The 15,328-nt window shown below is 62.7% G+C and carries 15 protein-coding genes; 9 read left to right on the forward strand and 6 right to left on the reverse strand.

What is annotated here, in order from left to right; all coding sequences use genetic code 11:
* Nucleotides 1-28: 28 nt before the first annotated feature.
* The 5 genes from BH682_RS09665 to BH682_RS09685 form a co-directional block, all read right to left on the reverse strand.
* Nucleotides 29-1,423, reverse strand: coding sequence for a sensor histidine kinase (locus BH682_RS09665; RefSeq protein WP_003940854.1), 1,395 nt, complete (start codon nucleotides 1,421-1,423; stop codon nucleotides 29-31).
* Entirely contained in the window at nucleotides 1,420-2,118 is a 699-nt protein-coding gene (locus BH682_RS09670) for a response regulator transcription factor (protein WP_058039028.1), read from the reverse strand. Before BH682_RS09670 ends, BH682_RS09665 begins: the two co-directional genes overlap by 4 nt.
* 75 nt (nucleotides 2,119-2,193) lie before the next feature.
* A complete protein-coding gene (locus BH682_RS09675; protein WP_047270193.1) occupies nucleotides 2,194-2,835 on the reverse strand; it encodes a phosphatase PAP2 family protein in 642 nt (213 codons plus the stop codon).
* Between the two features lie 2 nt (nucleotides 2,836-2,837).
* Complete coding sequence (locus tag BH682_RS09680; protein ID WP_003940687.1) at nucleotides 2,838-3,422, reverse strand: M15 family metallopeptidase; 585 nt, start codon at nucleotides 3,420-3,422, stop codon at nucleotides 2,838-2,840.
* 110 nt (nucleotides 3,423-3,532) lie between these two features.
* Entirely contained in the window at nucleotides 3,533-4,210 is a 678-nt protein-coding gene (locus BH682_RS09685; RefSeq protein ID WP_003940889.1) for a winged helix-turn-helix transcriptional regulator, read from the reverse strand.
* Between the two features lie 135 nt (nucleotides 4,211-4,345).
* On the opposite strand from BH682_RS09685, the gene BH682_RS09690 reads away from it, so the two are divergent.
* Together BH682_RS09690 and BH682_RS09695 are read left to right on the forward strand one after the other, a co-directional pair.
* Nucleotides 4,346-5,182, forward strand: coding sequence for a class I SAM-dependent methyltransferase (locus BH682_RS09690; RefSeq protein WP_058039029.1), 837 nt, complete (start codon nucleotides 4,346-4,348; stop codon nucleotides 5,180-5,182).
* Nucleotides 5,179-6,570: an FAD-binding oxidoreductase gene (locus BH682_RS09695; protein ID WP_030535121.1), complete on the forward strand. Its 1,392-nt coding sequence runs from the start codon at nucleotides 5,179-5,181 to the stop codon at nucleotides 6,568-6,570. Before BH682_RS09690 ends, BH682_RS09695 begins: the two co-directional genes overlap by 4 nt.
* A gap of 9 nt (nucleotides 6,571-6,579) precedes the next feature.
* On the opposite strand, the gene BH682_RS09700 is transcribed toward BH682_RS09695, so the two are convergent.
* Nucleotides 6,580-7,779, reverse strand: a complete 1,200-nt coding sequence (locus BH682_RS09700; protein ID WP_003940952.1) for a serine/threonine-protein kinase — start codon at nucleotides 7,777-7,779, stop codon at nucleotides 6,580-6,582.
* 227 nt (nucleotides 7,780-8,006) lie between these two features.
* Between BH682_RS09700 and BH682_RS09705 the strand changes: the two genes are divergently transcribed.
* From BH682_RS09705 to BH682_RS09735, 7 genes are all read left to right on the forward strand, one after another.
* Nucleotides 8,007-8,882, forward strand: coding sequence for a hypothetical protein (locus BH682_RS09705; protein WP_064689598.1), 876 nt, complete (start codon nucleotides 8,007-8,009; stop codon nucleotides 8,880-8,882).
* On the forward strand, nucleotides 8,879-10,432 hold the full coding sequence (locus BH682_RS09710) for a DNA polymerase Y family protein (protein ID WP_075835209.1): 1,554 nt from the start codon (nucleotides 8,879-8,881) through the stop codon (nucleotides 10,430-10,432). Before BH682_RS09705 ends, BH682_RS09710 begins: the two co-directional genes overlap by 4 nt.
* Before the next feature lie 165 nt (nucleotides 10,433-10,597).
* Nucleotides 10,598-11,443 carry an alpha/beta hydrolase gene (locus BH682_RS09715; protein WP_054828055.1) on the forward strand — a complete coding sequence of 282 codons (846 nt, stop codon included), beginning with the start codon at nucleotides 10,598-10,600 and terminating at the stop codon, nucleotides 11,441-11,443.
* Nucleotides 11,430-12,185, forward strand: coding sequence for an alpha/beta fold hydrolase (locus tag BH682_RS09720; protein ID WP_030535116.1), 756 nt, complete (start codon nucleotides 11,430-11,432; stop codon nucleotides 12,183-12,185). The genes BH682_RS09715 and BH682_RS09720 overlap by 14 nt, the downstream gene beginning before the upstream one ends.
* A 67-nt stretch (nucleotides 12,186-12,252) precedes the next feature.
* Nucleotides 12,253-12,594 carry a DUF6292 family protein gene (locus BH682_RS09725; protein ID WP_003940902.1) on the forward strand — a complete coding sequence of 114 codons (342 nt, stop codon included), beginning with the start codon at nucleotides 12,253-12,255 and terminating at the stop codon, nucleotides 12,592-12,594.
* A 45-nt stretch (nucleotides 12,595-12,639) separates the two neighbouring features.
* On the forward strand, nucleotides 12,640-14,277 hold the full coding sequence (locus BH682_RS09730) for a sulfatase-like hydrolase/transferase (protein WP_075832761.1): 1,638 nt from the start codon (nucleotides 12,640-12,642) through the stop codon (nucleotides 14,275-14,277).
* A gap of 87 nt (nucleotides 14,278-14,364) precedes the next feature.
* Nucleotides 14,365-15,321 carry a R2-like ligand-binding oxidase gene (locus tag BH682_RS09735; protein WP_003940790.1) on the forward strand — a complete coding sequence of 319 codons (957 nt, stop codon included), beginning with the start codon at nucleotides 14,365-14,367 and terminating at the stop codon, nucleotides 15,319-15,321.
* Nucleotides 15,322-15,328 lie beyond the last annotated feature (7 nt).

Consider the following 15,328-nt stretch of genomic DNA (forward strand, 5'->3'; position numbering starts at 1 on the left):
CCGAAAGGTACGTTCGCTCGGGAAGGGGTCAGCGACGGGGCAGACGAACCGTGAAGACCGTGCGACCATCCACCTGGTCGACGCCGATGGTGCCGCCGTGCAGGTGCACGTTCTCGACGGCGAGCGAGAGTCCGAGTCCGCTGCCCTCGCTGCGTCCGCGCGCGGTGTCGACCTTGTAGAACCGCCGAAAGATCGCCTGCCGGTCTTCGGGTGAGATGCCGGGGCCGTGGTCGACGACGGTGATGACGGAGAAACCGGATTCGACGCTCAACTCGACGCGAACCGGGGGTGCTCCGTGGCGCAGTGCATTGCCGACGAGGTTGGCGACGACAATGTCGATCCGACGCGAATCGACTCTGGCGCTGACACTTTCGGGTGCGCGCAGTTCGACGGTGTCTGTCCATCCGCGGCTCTCGAGTGTGCGCTCGGTCAATTCGACGAGGTCGACGTCGTCGAGGACGAGGTGCGCTTGCTGAGAGTCGTGGCGAGACATTTCGATGAGGTCTTCGACAAGTCGAGTGAGCTTGCCGATCTCACTGCTCACGATGCGCGCGGCAGCGGCGGCGTCGGGCGGAAGATTGGGGATCTCTTCACGGAGGATCTCACTGACCGGCACCAGTGCTGCGAGCGGCGTCCGGAGCTCGTGGGAGACGTCGGCGACAAACCTTCTCGACTGCTCTTCCGATTCTTCCAGACCTCGGATGACCGCTTCGTTGCGAGCGACCATGTTGTTGAACGTTGTTGTGACCTGGGCGAGTTCGGCTACTCCGTCTTCGGGGAGTCGGACGCTGAGGTCGCCGTCGGCAGCGCGGGCGGCCGCCTTGTCCAGGCGTTTGAGCGGACGGACAAGCGTCGACGCGATCCACAGCCCGAGTAGTCCGCTCACCAACACACCGGCGGCGAGGGTGAGGCCGACAGCTCGAAGCAGGTCGTCGAACTTGTCCTGCACTCCTACCAGCGGCCGGATGGTGACGGCTTTGACCAATGTCTCGTTGTCGTAGCTGTCGTCCGCGCTCATGTCCACGACATTGACGGACATTCCCAACATGATGCGCTGGGAGTCGAGCCTCTCGAAACGGATCAGCTTCGGACTGTCCAAACCTTCGTCGAAGCTGGGCGGAATGGTCGCCGCATCCACGGATCCTTGACGGATGACTTCGCCGTCGACGATCAGCGTCATGTCGGACTGGAAGATCTGTTGGAGGTTGGCAGGCGTCAACTCGTCTACCGGTGTTCCGTTGACGTATTGCAGTTCGTCGCGAAATTGTGCGGTCGCGACATCCTGAGCGTTGGAATAGATCCACGACCGTGCCATGAACGAGACGACACCCGCGGTTGCCCCGGCGATGATCACGACGATTGCGATGAACACGAGCACGAGCCTGGTTCGCAGACCGTCGACCTGAAGCCAGGTCGGTCTCATCGGGCTGGGCTGGTGTTGAAGCGATACCCGAACCCGCGCACCGTTTCGATGACGGTCGGTGCGGCCGGGTCGTCCTCGATCTTTCCGCGCAGCCGCTGCACTGCTGCATCGACGATTCTGGAATCACCCAGATACTCCTGGTCCCAGGCTGCGGACAACAACTGTCGGCGGCTCAGGACCTGTCCGGGGTTCTCGGTCAGCGCCAGGATCAGTCGGAGTTCGGTCGGGGTGAGGGTCAGCAGCATCCCGGCCTTGCGGACCTGCAGCGACGACCGATCCAATTCCAGGTCGCCGAACGTCTCTGCACCCGGCGTCGCATCCGGGCGCGTCGTTGCCGGTGCCGAGCGCCGCACGACGGCTTTGATACGAGCGTCGAGGACGCGCGGACTGGCCGGTTTGACGACGTAGTCGTCGGCACCGGCTTCCAGGCCGGCGACGGTGTCGATGTCGTCGGACCGAGCGGTCAGAATGATGATCGGGATCGAACTTCGGGTGCGGATACGTCGGCAGATCTCGTAACCGTCGGCACCCGGCAGCCCGAGGTCGAGTAGGACGAGGTCCGTGGCACCCAGGGCGTCGTCGAAATCACCGTTACCGTCGGGGCGATGGCTGACGTCGTGCCCGAGTCGGTTCAGTCCCAACGTGATTGCCTCGGCCACGGCTGGATCGTCTTCTATGAAAAGAATGCTCACCATGAGCTCACCTTGGACTCGCCATGATCAGGGGCCTTCTGCGGTCGGAGAAATCTCGGTCAGCCAAGGGTACAGGGGTCACACTCGCGAGAGTCGCTCGTTGCCTGAGTCTGCCAGCACCGCATGCCGGGCGACGCTGGTGTTCAACGGAAATGCCGACACAGCGAGGGTGTAGCAGCCGACGAGCAGTAGTGCACCGATCACGTCGCTCGGGCGGTGCCATTGCAGCACGACTACCGAGATCGCGGTTCCGATGGTGATCAGCGCACCGTTGACCGCAACGACCGCCCGCCACCTCGAGGGCGTGACGATCACGATCGCGCAGACCAGAGCAGCTATGGCCGTCAAAGTGCCGCTGGGGAAGGAATTGTGCATCACCAGACCGTTCAGGTCCGGTCGATCCAGCGATTGTTTGAGAACCCAGGCCGTCGTGATGGGGCCGAGGGTCACGACGACGACGCGTAAAGCTAGCGCAATCGGGTTGTTGCGCAATGTGATCATGAGCGCCACGAGCACTCCTCCCACTATCAGTATCGGGGTGACGAGGCCGATGAACTCGGCGGAGAACACGCTGAGGCGTTCGGAGGTGGCCGCGCCCACCATGAGTTGTTGGTCGACGATCTGACCACCGGTGGTGTTGACCGCCAATTCGAATTCGACGACTCCGAGGATCAAGAGTGCCAGTGCGGCAATCAGTCTCGCTGGTTTGACTCGTGTCATGATCAGCCTTCCGCTCTCTCGTCCGAGGGGTTGCTCAGTTGTGGCGGGCATTCCCCGCCTGGAGTGGTTGCCAATTCGAAATGCCACATCTCGTTGGCGTAGGTCTGGCAGAGGCCGTAATCGCTGCCGTGCTGAATGAGCCAGTCGTCGGCGTCGGTCGGTCCGATGTCGACGGCCTGTCCACTGACATGCTTGGACAGGCTCGGCGAGTGCACCCACTTGGACGCTTCGTCCACGCTGCCGTACTTGACGACGGCTTCGTCGAACAGTCGCTGTTGGTATGCCGCGGACCGCCAACCCGACGTGACGTGCATGTCCACGCCGGATGCCTGTGCGTCGGCCGCTGCCGACTGGAGCGCCGCGAGCAGTGCGGAATCGAGACGGGCAAGCGCGGGCACATGAGTGTCCTGCAAGCTGATGCCGTCCTCGATCTCGCCGCCTGAGGGTCCTGAATCAGGCTGAGTGGCAAGGTAGTTACCGCTCTTCGGCTGTGCTTCTTCTGTGTACGAGCAGGAGCTGAGCGCGACCGCACCGAGCACGACTGCACCGAGTGCGACGAAGCGGATGATTCCGCGGTGGCTGGGCATACAACAGAGACTTCTCGGTCAGTGTCACCGGCAGGTGGTCACCGTTCGTCGACGGTGTCACGGTCTGCAACAGCTCTGTAACAGGACGGAACGGGGCTGGTGAGCGCGCGCTACGCGGGGCGCGGGATCGACGCGAAAGTCGACAGCTCGAACCACGAAGGCAAGCTACGACGCAACGCAGTAGGCCCAGAGATGGTGACGTCACCGGACCGTATGGCGTCCGACCAGGTCAGGTTACCTCGCCAGATCTCGGTCATCTGTCGCAAGCCCGCAGAGACCGACACTGCAACGTCGAAACCCGGATCGATATCGCACATGTCCACTTCCCCGGAATTGATGACGAGCCACCAGTTCCGCGAATGTCCACGTACTCCGGAGAATGCGAAGTGCACCACGGTCTTGCCTTCAGGCACCACGGAATGATCCACGCGGCGATGCATGTCCCACAGCAGCAGTTTCGGATCCAGATCTTCGTCGCCCAGTTCACCGATCCACCTGGTACCCCAGATGCCGAGAGCTTCGACCACAGGGCGCAGTTCACGGCCGGCGTCGGTCAGACGATAGCTGACGACACAGTCGGTTTCTTCTCGCTCCACGATGCCGGCGACCGCGAGTTGGTGAAGCCGGGTCGAGAGCAGAGTCGGTGACATTCGCGGGAGCCCGCGGCGGAGATCGTTGAAATGTTCGCTTCCCATGATCAGTTCGCGGAGGAGAAGCAGTGTCCACCGCTCGTCGAGTAGCTCCATCGCCTTGGCGACGGGGCAGAACTGGTGGTACGAGGACCCCATCTCTCGATCGTAGGCCTCCGGGGTGCTCCGGTACAGATTTCGTACTGGAGAGGAGCGAACCGTCGTCGTAGCGTCGGAGTAACGGCATGAACGCTGTCGGGCTCCGAGTACGAAAATTATTGAAGGAGAACGGTAATGAGTGAATCAACGGGGACTCTCGGGTTGGACCGGGAGCTGAAGGCCAAGCACCGGGCAATGTGGGGGCTCGGTAACTATCCGGCGGTGGCGACGCAGGTCATCGCGGAACTCGGACCTGTATTGGTGCGTGAATGCGGCGTGCAGAAAGGAGATCGGGTGCTCGACGTCGCGGCGGGGTCCGGCAACGCCGCCATTCCGGCGGCTGCGCTGGGTGCGCAGGTGATCGCCACCGACCTGGCTCCCGAACTGTTCGTGGCAGGACGGGAGGCCGCGGCGCTCGCGGGTGTCGAACTCGATTGGCAGGAGGCCGATGCCGAGGCTCTTCCGTTCGGCGACAACGAGTTCGACGTAGTGCTCTCTTGCGTCGGTGTGATGTTTGCCCCGCATCATCAGCGCGCCGCGGACGAACTTTTGCGAGTATGCCGACCCGGCGGAAAGATCGGAGTGCTGAGTTGGACTCCGACGGGGTTCATCGGCGAGATGTTCAAAACGATGAAGCCGTATGCACCGCCCCCGCCTCCTGGTTCGCAGCCGGCGCCTTTGTGGGGCGACGAGAACCATGTTCGTGATCTGCTCGGCGATGTTGCCGCAAGGAAAGACGTACTTCGTGTGGACACATTCAGCGGGCCGGAAGATTTCCGCGATTTCTTCAAGAAGAATTACGGCCCGACCATCGCGGTGTACCGGAACATCGCCGACGATCCTGACCGCACGCAGGCGCTCGATCGCGATCTGCTCGAGTTGGCAAAGAAGTACGGCAGAGGAAGCGAGCCGTTCGTGATGGAGTGGGAGTACCTGCTTCTCACCGCGACACCCGACGAGGGCGGTGCATGATGACGACGGTCGAGTTCGCGCCACTGAAATCGGCGATCACGGGTTCTGTGTTCAGCCCCCGAGATCCGGAGTACGACGACGCCAGGTCGATCTGGAACGGGCAGATCGATCATCGTCCGGCGGTGATCGCCAGGTGCCGGTCGGCGTCGGATGTGTCTGTGGCACTTGCATTTGCCAGAGCCCATTCGTTGGAGGTTTCGGTCAGAGGCGGTGGGCATTCCTACCGAGGTACATCGGTGTGTGAAGGCGGTGTGATGATCGATCTCAGTGCGATCAACGTAGTCAGTGTCGCCCCGTCCGCGAAGCGAGCCAGGGTCGGTGGTGGTGCGACGATTGCCGACCTCGACGCCGCGACGCAGGAACACGGATTGGCAGTGACCGGTGGAGTGATCAGTGATACCGGCGTCGGTGGCCTGACTCTCGGCGGCGGCATGGGGTGGTTGACGCGCACGCTCGGACTGGCGATCGACAATCTGGTGTCGGCAGAGGTGGTGCTCGCCGACGGTTCGATCGTGCGGGCCTCCGAGAACGATCACGGCGACTTGTTCTGGGCGCTGCGCGGCGGCGGCGGAAACTTCGGAGTGGTCACCGAGTTCGAGTACCGTCTGAGCGAGATCGGTCCGGAAGTGCATCTGGGACTGTTCTTCTGGGGGATGGAGGACGGACCCGCAGCGCTTCGTCTGTGCCGCGAAGTGGTGCCTGCCCTGCCGAGAAATGCCGGAGCGATGGTTGCCGTCGGTTTGTCCGCGCCTCCGGCACCGTTTGTTCCGGATCAGTTTCACCTACTGCCCGGATACGCGTTGCTGGTAGCCGGTTTCGGATCGGAAGAGGAACACTCGAACGCGATTGCGCCGATTCGAGAGGGCGTGCCGACGCTGTTCGAGTTCGTCACCCCGCTCCCGTACATCGGTTTACAGTCGATGCTCGACGAATCGGAACCATGGGGTGCATACGCCTATGAGAAGGCCTTGGACCTGGTGGATTTCTCCGACGACGTGATCGATGTTCTGACCGAGCAAGCGGGCAAGAAATCGTCGCCGATGTCCTTCATGCCGATCTTTCCGCTGCAGGGAGCTTTCACCTCCGTCGGCGAGGACGACACTGCGTTCGGTGGTTCTCGCACACCACATTACGTGTGCAACATGACGGCTACGGCCACCGATGCCGGGACACTGGAATTGGATCGATCGTGGGTGCGTGAGACCTGGGAAGCCTTGCGTCCGTTCTCGTCCAATCAAGGCGGGTACGTCAACTTCATGACCGATGTCGACGAGGACCGAGTGCGAGCGTCCTACGGTGCGGCGAAGTACGCGCGATTGTCCGCCGTCAAGGCGAAGTACGACCCGGACAACGTGTTTCACCTCAACGCAAACATTCTGCCCGCGTAGAGCGTCCGGTCAGGCCGTGAACACCAGGATGACGACGATCAGTGCGGCCAAGATGATGACGGCAACCATGCCTGTCATGGCGAGGGGAGCCCAAGCCACTACCTTGTCGCGGGTGCTGGCATCGGCGGGGCCGGTCGGTATCCGCGGCGGCCAGGAGAACATGTCCATGGGGCTGGGAACGTTCCGCAGTGGCGTGTTCTGTTGCACTGCAGGCAGTCCGGTGATCGTGGAGCCGGTCAGGCGATTGCGGCGGTGTGGGTCGGCGAGTTGTGTGGTGCGGTGAGCCCACGCCGGCACGGCGCCTTCGGACGAGTAGACGGGAGCGTCGATCAACTGCTCGATCGTGCCACCGCCCGTCGCGGCTGCAGCGAGCGCGTCGCGTGCCTGAGCCATCGTCGGCCGACGGGTGGGGTCCGGCTCGAGGAGCTGAAGGAGAACGTCGGTGAGCGGTCCGGACTTGGTGGGTCGGTAGATCTCGGCCTTGGCGACACGATGCAGTAGAGCGATGGCGTCCGAGTCGATGCCGAAGGGCGGTTGACCCTCGATCACCGTGTAGAGCGTCGACCCGAGTGAGAAGACGTCACTGGCCTCGGTGGGATCGTCGCCGCGGGCAACTTCGGGTGCAAAGTACGCGGGAGTGCCGGTGATGACCTCGTCCTGGGTGTCGGATACGTCGCTCTTTGCGCGGGCGATGCCGAAGTCACTGATCTTGACGGTGCCGAGAGACTTGCCTCGGTCGGCGATCAGGATGTTGCCGGGCTTGATGTCGCGGTGGACGATGCCGGCGGCGTGCGCCTCGGTGAGTGCCGCAGCGATCTGCGCGCCGATCTGCGCGACCTCCAGCGGTGGCAACGTGTCGGCCAGGTTCATCGCCTGGGCGAGGCTGCGGGCGGGGAAGTACTCCATGACCAACCACGGTTCACCGGACTCGATCGCGACGTCGTACATGGCGATGGAGTGGGGGTGGGTGAGCTTTGCGGCGTTCCTGCCTTCGCGCAATGTACGTTCACGGACCTCTTCGGCCGTTTCGGTGTCGAGGCCTTCCGTGCTTGTGACCTGTTTCACCGCGACGTCACGGCTGAGGAGGGTGTCGCGGGCCAGCCAGACGGCGCCCATGCCTCCGTCGCCGATCTTGGAGCGGAGTCGGTACCGCCCCGCCAGCAGGTATTCGGGCCCGATGCCCCTCCCGGTCTGCTCCTGAGCTGTCACATCTCAAGGTTAATGGATTGATGCCACTGTGACGCTCGAGGCTCCTGTGAACTGGGTTTTTTGCTCTGCTTGACGTGTCGGGGGTGACACGGTTTACTGAAAACAGTTCGAAAATATGTTCGAAATTGCTGTTCGTTGGATGCATGTCAGACCCGACTTCCCCGCGGTTTGCCGGCTGGTTATGGATTGCTGCCGAGTGAGTTTTTCCGGTGTTCCGGAGGATGGGGATGACCGAGGTGACCGAGTTGGTGGAGCTGTCGGCAGATGCGGCGGGGTTGTCCCGTCAGGATCGGCTGGCACAGCTCCGCCGACAGATCGCGTCCATTCCCTCTCGCGGCGATACGTCGTTTTCGGGACCGAGTGTTTCCGTGGCTGGTGTTTCCGGGACAAGTGCAGCAGCCTTCGAGAGTGTTGCCGACCGGGACATACCGGTCGTGAACCGCGCGCACAAGGCTGGTGTTCTCCCAGTGCCGGAAGGTATCGGGGCATTGCTACCGCAGGGCGGTTTGGTGCGCGGAACCGTGGTGTCCGTCGAGGGCGCTGCTTCCTTGCTCTTGGGATTGGTCGCGTCCGTGACGGCGTCCGGGGGGCATGTGGCAGTCATCGGGCAACCTCGACTGGGATTGCTGGCGGCGTACGAGATGGGTGCGCAACTGGAACGTCTGGCGCTCATTCCGGCGCCTGGGCCGGATCCGGTCGAGATCGCTGCTGTGCTGCTTGACGGTATGGATCTGGTGATTCTGGGATTGGCGGGTGCGTCGGTATCCCCGTCGCGTGCGCGAGCGGTGGTGGCGCGCGCCCGGAGCAAGGGCTCGACTCTTGTTGTCACCGAAGGTCACTGGGACGGGGCCGAAGTTCGGTTGGACGCTCGGGTTCATGGTTACGGTGGGTTCGGTCAGGGCCGTGAGTTGGGGCGTGGTCGGCTCAGTTCCCTGAGCCTCGCGGTTCGTGCTCGGGGGCGCTCGTTCCAGCCCCGGACCACGCGTCTGGACATCTGTAGTGCAGCCGGGCGGGTCGAGTGGGTACCTTCCCGGCCGGTCGAGGCCGTGTCGGAGCAGGTGGTGTCGGAGCAGGTGGTGTCGTCGCGGGTGGTGTCACTGTGAGCAGAGTTCTGGCGTTGTGGTGCCCGGACTGGTCGGCGGTGGCAGCGGCAGCGCTTGCCGATCTTCCTGCCACGCATCCTGTCGCGGTCACCTCGGGTAATCGGGTGATCGCATGTTCGGCGACGGCCCGCGCGGAGGGAGTGCGACGAGGCCTGCGCCGACGCGAGTCGCAGGCCCGCTGCCCGGAACTGTATGTGGCGATGGCAGATCCGGAACGCGACGCCAGATTGTTCGAGCCGGTGGCCGCGGCCATCGATGCGGTGGCACCGGGCGTCGAGGTACTTCGTCCTGGTTTGTTGGTGCTCAGTGCGCGAGGTGTCAGTCGGTACTTCGGTTCGGAGGAAGCCGCGGCGGAACGATTGGTGGATCAGGCATCTGCTGCGGGCGTCGAGAGTCAGGTGGGTGTGGCGGATCAACTGTCCACAGCGGTCATTGCCGCGCGCCGGGCAGCGCTGGTGCCGCCGGGGGAGGGGGCACGGTTTCTGGCGCCGCTACCCATGCCGGAGTTGGCGGCCGAGCCCAGTCTGTCTGCGCCGCATCGCGGGGAGTTGGTGGATCTGCTGCGCAGGCTCGGGATCAGAACCATCGGTGCTTTCGCGGATTTACCGGCAGTGGACGTCGCTTCGCGTTTCGGGGCCGATGCGGTGCTCGCGCATCGTGCGGCGCGCGGTGAACCCGAGCGGCCACCGTCGGCGCGGACGCTTCCGCCGGATCTGGAAGTGGAGCAGCATTACGATCCGTCGATCGAGCGGGTGGATGCCGCAGCGTTTGCCGGGCGCGCCTTGGCGAGTCTCCTGCACGACAAATTGTCGGCTGCCGCAGTGGCGTGTACCCGCCTGTCGATTTCGGCCAGCACGGGCAACGGTGAAAATCTTTCTCGGACTTGGCGTTGCGCCGAACCTCTGACACCGGAGGGAACGGCCGATCGAGTGCGATGGCAACTGGACGGCTGGCTCACCGGGCGCAGTGAGACCCGGCCGACCGCAGGCATAGCGGTGTTGCGTCTGGAACCGGTGGAGGTGGTCAGTGCCGGCGCTTTGCAGTTGGGGCTGTGGGGCGGTGTCGGCGACGAGGAGGAGCGGGCCAGGCGAGCATTGGTGCGCGTGCAAGGTCTTCTGGGCGGCGAATCGGTTCAGGTCGGTGTCCTGAGCGGTGGTCGAGGGCCCTCGGAGCGAATTACCCTGTTGCCCTTGGGTGACGAGCGGGTAGCTGCTCATGATCCGACAGCCCCGTGGCCTGGTCGTCTGCCGCAGCCGTCTCCGGGGTCGATCTTCGTCGACAATCCCAAGGTATGGCTGGAGGATGTAGCCGGCAACGCCGTGTACGTCACTGAGCGCGGTGTCTTCAGCTCGCAGCCGGGAAGGCTGAAGTGGGGGAGCAAGGAATGGGCAGTGCAGGGATGGGCCGGGCCCTGGCCGGTGGACGAGCGATGGTGGGACGCAGCCTCGGCGCGCACGGCCGCGCGGGCTCAGGTGCTGTTGGAGGAATCGCGGGCGTTGCTGATGATCTGTGAAGGCGGTGGATGGTCGGTGGAGGGCGTGTACGAATGAGCTCGTAGGTACAGCCAGCTGTACCGGACATGGTCGAGTCGACTGTACGAACAGTAGGGGCGCTGGCGCCATCGCACTGACGCCATCGGGCGCCTAGCGTTGATGACATTCAAAAACTCACTGTTGCAATGATTCTCGTCGTTGCAACTCTTCGCGAGGAGTGTCATGAAAACGGCGGGTCGAGCTGACGTTTCCGGAACCGATCGACTTCACTACGAGTCGATGGAGCTACGCGACGCACAACTTCTGGCGTACGACGAGACCGGCGAAGGCCGGATCGTGGAGGTGTTCGGCGATGTCGCCACAGCCGAGCACATCATGATCTTCGTGCCGGGCAACGACAACGGACTGGGAAACTACTTCGACGAGAACCGTCCGACAGGACCACGCGCGAGCGGATGGACACTGGGAAGGATGCTCCGAACGCTCGGGCCGAACGACCGCGTCGCGGTGATCGTGTGGGTCGGTTATCGGACGCCGTGGGGATTTCTCGAGTCGTTCTCCCGGACACTTGCAGAACTTGGTGCGATAGATCTGGCGCGGTTGACTCGTATCCTGCCGCGATCGGCGCATGTGACGCTCGTCGGACACAGCTACGGGGCCGTGGTGTGCGGACTCGCTCTCCCGTCGGCGCGAGTGGACGATTGCGTGGTGCTGGGTAGTCCGGGGATGGGGACCAGTTCGCGCGAAGACCTGTGCTTTGCCGGAAATCTCTGGGCTGCGCTTGGTCCGTCGGACTGGATCCGCTATTTCCCACGCGTGAAGATCGGCCGCATAGGCCACGGCCCGTCTCCAGTTCGGGCGCAGCACGGAGCCATTGTTTTCGGTACCGGAGCCGTTCGAGGGCATTGCGGCTACTTCGCCGATGCAAGCGAGTCGCTGCGAAACATCGCGAGGATCGGACTCGGTCGCTACGACGAGGTCACGCGACCAGGGGAGTTGCAGCCTCGGCTGACCGCGTCAGCAATCCGCGAGGACGGGTCTATCCTGGGAACTCGTGAGTGTCGCTAACGTACGAAGTGCCGGCGGGGTCCAGATCAGCTACCGCGATTCCGGCTCGCATCCCAGTGTGGCCGATCTGCCTCCGGTAGTCCTCGTGCACGGGATGGGCGGCGACAGCGGTACCTGGGACAAGTTCGCGCGGACCTTGCGATCACGCAACCGGCGAGTTGTCTCGGTCGACCTTCGCGGCCACGGCCGGAGCGCTCGTGCGTCGTCGTATCTGTTCGAGGAGTTCGCGGACGACGTCATGGACGTGTGTGATCATCTCGAACTCGAGCAGGTGGACCTGGTCGGCCACTCGCTCGGCGGGCACGCGGCGTCGTTGATCGCGCAGAAACGTCCCACTGCGGTGCGGAAGTTGGTCATCGAGGAAGCGCCGTTACCACTACGTGCGGGTGACCCGGAACAGGTGTTCGCGAGGAAATTGCCGAGTGTCCCAGAACTGTGGCACGCCACAACAAGTTTGGTGCGGCATCCGCGAGCCGCGTTGACGTTCGATCGCTCGATGACGCGGTCCGCGCTCGAGCAGTTCCGCCGACCGGATCCGCAGTGGTGGGATCGGTTGCCGCTCATCGAGGCTGACATGTTGTTCCTGCGTGGAGGTCTGGGCGGGATGGTGGATCCTGTTCGCCTCGACGCTGTTGCAGCCACCGTCGCACGCTGCGAATTGGTCTCTTTCCGTACCGGCCACAGTGTCCACCGCGACGGTCATCGCCAATTCGAATCCGTTGTGTTGCCGTTCATTTCCTGAAAGCGCAATACTCGATCGGTGATGCCACGAACCCATCCGAAACGTGTGTGGCACCGAATGTACTTCCATGCATACCAACGGCAACGACTGGTCCGCACACGAATACATCGACGCGGTAGCACGGTCCGTTCACGGTGAGACCGTCCGATGGCCGCAGGGGCCGAGCATGGATGCGGTGATCGTCCTTCCCGTTCATGCCAGGCACCATCCGGGGAAGAACGCAGTTCTGCTCTGGAATCACGACTTCGGTTGGTCGTGGGGTGTCGAGGAGGCTGATGTGCGAAGGACGATTTCGATAGTCGACACCCTCGGTATCGGCCGGACACCGGATCCGCTGCGCTGTGCGGATCGGGTTATCGAACTGATCAGCGCACGGGCAGTTTGCTCGCGCATGTGTAGCGAAGAGTGATTCGGTCAACTCTGGGGCGACAACGCCTCCGAGAGGACGACGCCCGTGAACCCAGAGAACGTTCCAGCCCCGCATTGTCATTCATTGCCGCGCCGGACGTTCCTCGGTGGCGTCGGTGCCCTTGTCCTCGTGGGAGTGGCAGACGTCGCGGCCGGCGCGGTGAGCGCGGTGCCGGTACAAGCAGCACCCGCCGATCGGTTTCCGCAGAAACCCAACATCGTTGTCATCATCACCGATCAGGAACGCCGGCCGATGTACTGGCCCCAAGGCTGGGCTGAACAGAATCTGCCCAACCGCAAGAGGATTGCCGATCACGGGCTGAGTTTCGACCAGGCAGTGTGCAACACCGCGATGTGCTCGCCCAGTCGCAGTACGTTCTTCACCGGCCTCTACCCCGCGCAGCACGGGGTCACCAGAACGCTCACCGAAGGTGGCACTGTCTCACCCACCGAGCCACAGTTGCAGGTCTCCGAACAGAACATGGCAAAGCTGCTGGCGTCGGCCGGCTACAACGTCCAGTACCGGGGGAAATGGCATCTGAGCAAAGGCGTCGAGGGTGGTGATCCGACAAGCGAGGACGTGGCAGGATTCGGCTTCGAGGGGTGGATTCCGCCGGACGCGGGCCAGGACACCAATCCGGATCATTTCGGTGGCGGGTGCGCAGACCATGATCGCCGTGTCGCCGAGGAAGCTGTCGAGTTTCTCTCCGGACCCGCAGTCGCATCCGGACAGCCTTGGGCGCTGATCGTCTCGTTCGTGAACCCGCACGATGTCCTCGCGTACCCCCAGACGTGGAACGCGATGAACGGCACGTGCGACAACTACGGATCGGACGCGCCAGGCGCCTTCGAGCAGGGTATCGACTTGCCGCCCACCTTCGACGAGATCCTGGCGCTCAATCACAAACCGACAGCCCAGGTTCAGTCGGAACTGCTGTTGGCAGCCGGGCTCGGGCCGCTGCTCGGACCCGATCAGGCGCGCAACTACATCAACTTCTACGCCTATATGCACAAGGTGGTCGACGAACACATCGGCAGCGTGCTCGACGCGATCGAAGCCACTCCACAGATGCTCGACGACACGGTGATCGTTCGGATGTCCGATCACGGGGAGATGGGGATGAGCCACGGAGGTTTGCGGCAGAAAGTGTTCAACGCCTACGAGGAAACACTGCGCGTTCCACTGGTCATCAGCAACCCCTTGCTGTTTCCCGAACCCGTTCGCACCGACGCCCTGGCGTCGTTGATCGACGTGATGCCCACTCTCGCCACGCTCGCCCAAGCGCCTGCGCGTCAATCGTGGAACTTCCTGGGTACCGATCTGACACCGGTCATCGTCGACGCTGCGGCGTATCCGCAAAGTCCCAGCGCGCAGGTTCAGGACACGATTCTGTTCACCTACGACGATCAGAACTGTGCGACGCCCGACGGTCAGAACATCGTCACGCAGCCCAACCACATTCGGTGCATACGCGAGAGTCGCTGGAAGTACACGATGTACTTCGATCCTGCGGGAGTTGCTGCGCCGCAATACGAACTGTACGACTTACAAGCCGACCCCTTGGAACTGAACAATCTCGCCAATCCGCTCAACATCGGTTCGTATCGGCCGGATCTGGCAGCTCAGATGAACGCCAAGCTCTTCGCAGTGATGGAGACCAAGGGTGTTTCCCTGAAGGAATAGATCGAATTTCGTCAAAACTGATTCACGTTTCAGTTCTGCGGGCATGCTGGTGGGGCATCTGTCTTCGGTTTGGGAAGAAGGAATGTCATGACTGTCACCTCGCCGGGGCGAGAAGGTTTCAGTTCTCTTCGGTCGGGAGGGTTGAACTGGGATTCGTTCCCACTCCGATTGTTCACCAAGGGAAACGCCAAATTCTGGAACCCAACCGACCTCGATTTTTCGCAGGATGCCCGTGACTGGCAGGAGCTGACCAGCGAACAACAGCGCAGCGCCACCTTCCTGTGTGCGCAGTTCATCGCCGGTGAAGAAGCCGTCACCGAAGACATTCAACCGTTCATGAAAGCAATGTCGACCGAGGGACGATTCGGCGACGAGATGTACTTGACGCAGTTCTGTTTCGAGGAAGCCAAGCACACCCAGGTGTTTCGGCTGTGGATGGACGAAGTGGGATTGACCAGTGACCTGCATTCCTACGTCGCTGACAATCCGTACTACCGGCAACTGTTCTACGAGGAGCTGCCGTCGTCGCTACGCATTCTCGAGACAGACCCCAGCCCGGTCAACCAGGTGCGTGCCAGCGTCACGTACAACCACGTCATCGAGGGCAGTCTGGCGTTGACGGGTTACTACGCCTGGCAGAAAGTTTGTGCGACGCGCGGAATCCTCCCTGGCATGCAGCAATTGGTGCGAAAGATCGGTGACGACGAACGACGGCACATGGCTTGGGGAACGTTCACCTGCCGAAGGCACGTCGCCGCCGACGATCACAACTGGGACGTCGTTCAGCAGCGGATGGGTGAACTCATGCCCATGGCCCTCGGAATGATCAACTGGGTCAACGATCAATTCGAGGTGCAGCCGTTCGGTTTGGACAATCAGGAGTTCCTCGAGTATGCCGCAGACCGTGCGCAGCGCAGACTTTCGGCGATCGAGTCTGCACGCGGGCGCGACGTCGCCGAGATCGACCTCGACTATTCGCCGGAGACCCTCGAGGAAAAGTTCGGGGCAGAAGATGCCGCTGCGATGAGTGAGGCGGCCAAATGACTGCGAA

The organism is Rhodococcus sp. YL-1 (genome assembly GCF_001942025.1).
Lineage (GTDB): Bacteria > Actinomycetota > Actinomycetes > Mycobacteriales > Mycobacteriaceae > Rhodococcus_F > Rhodococcus_F qingshengii.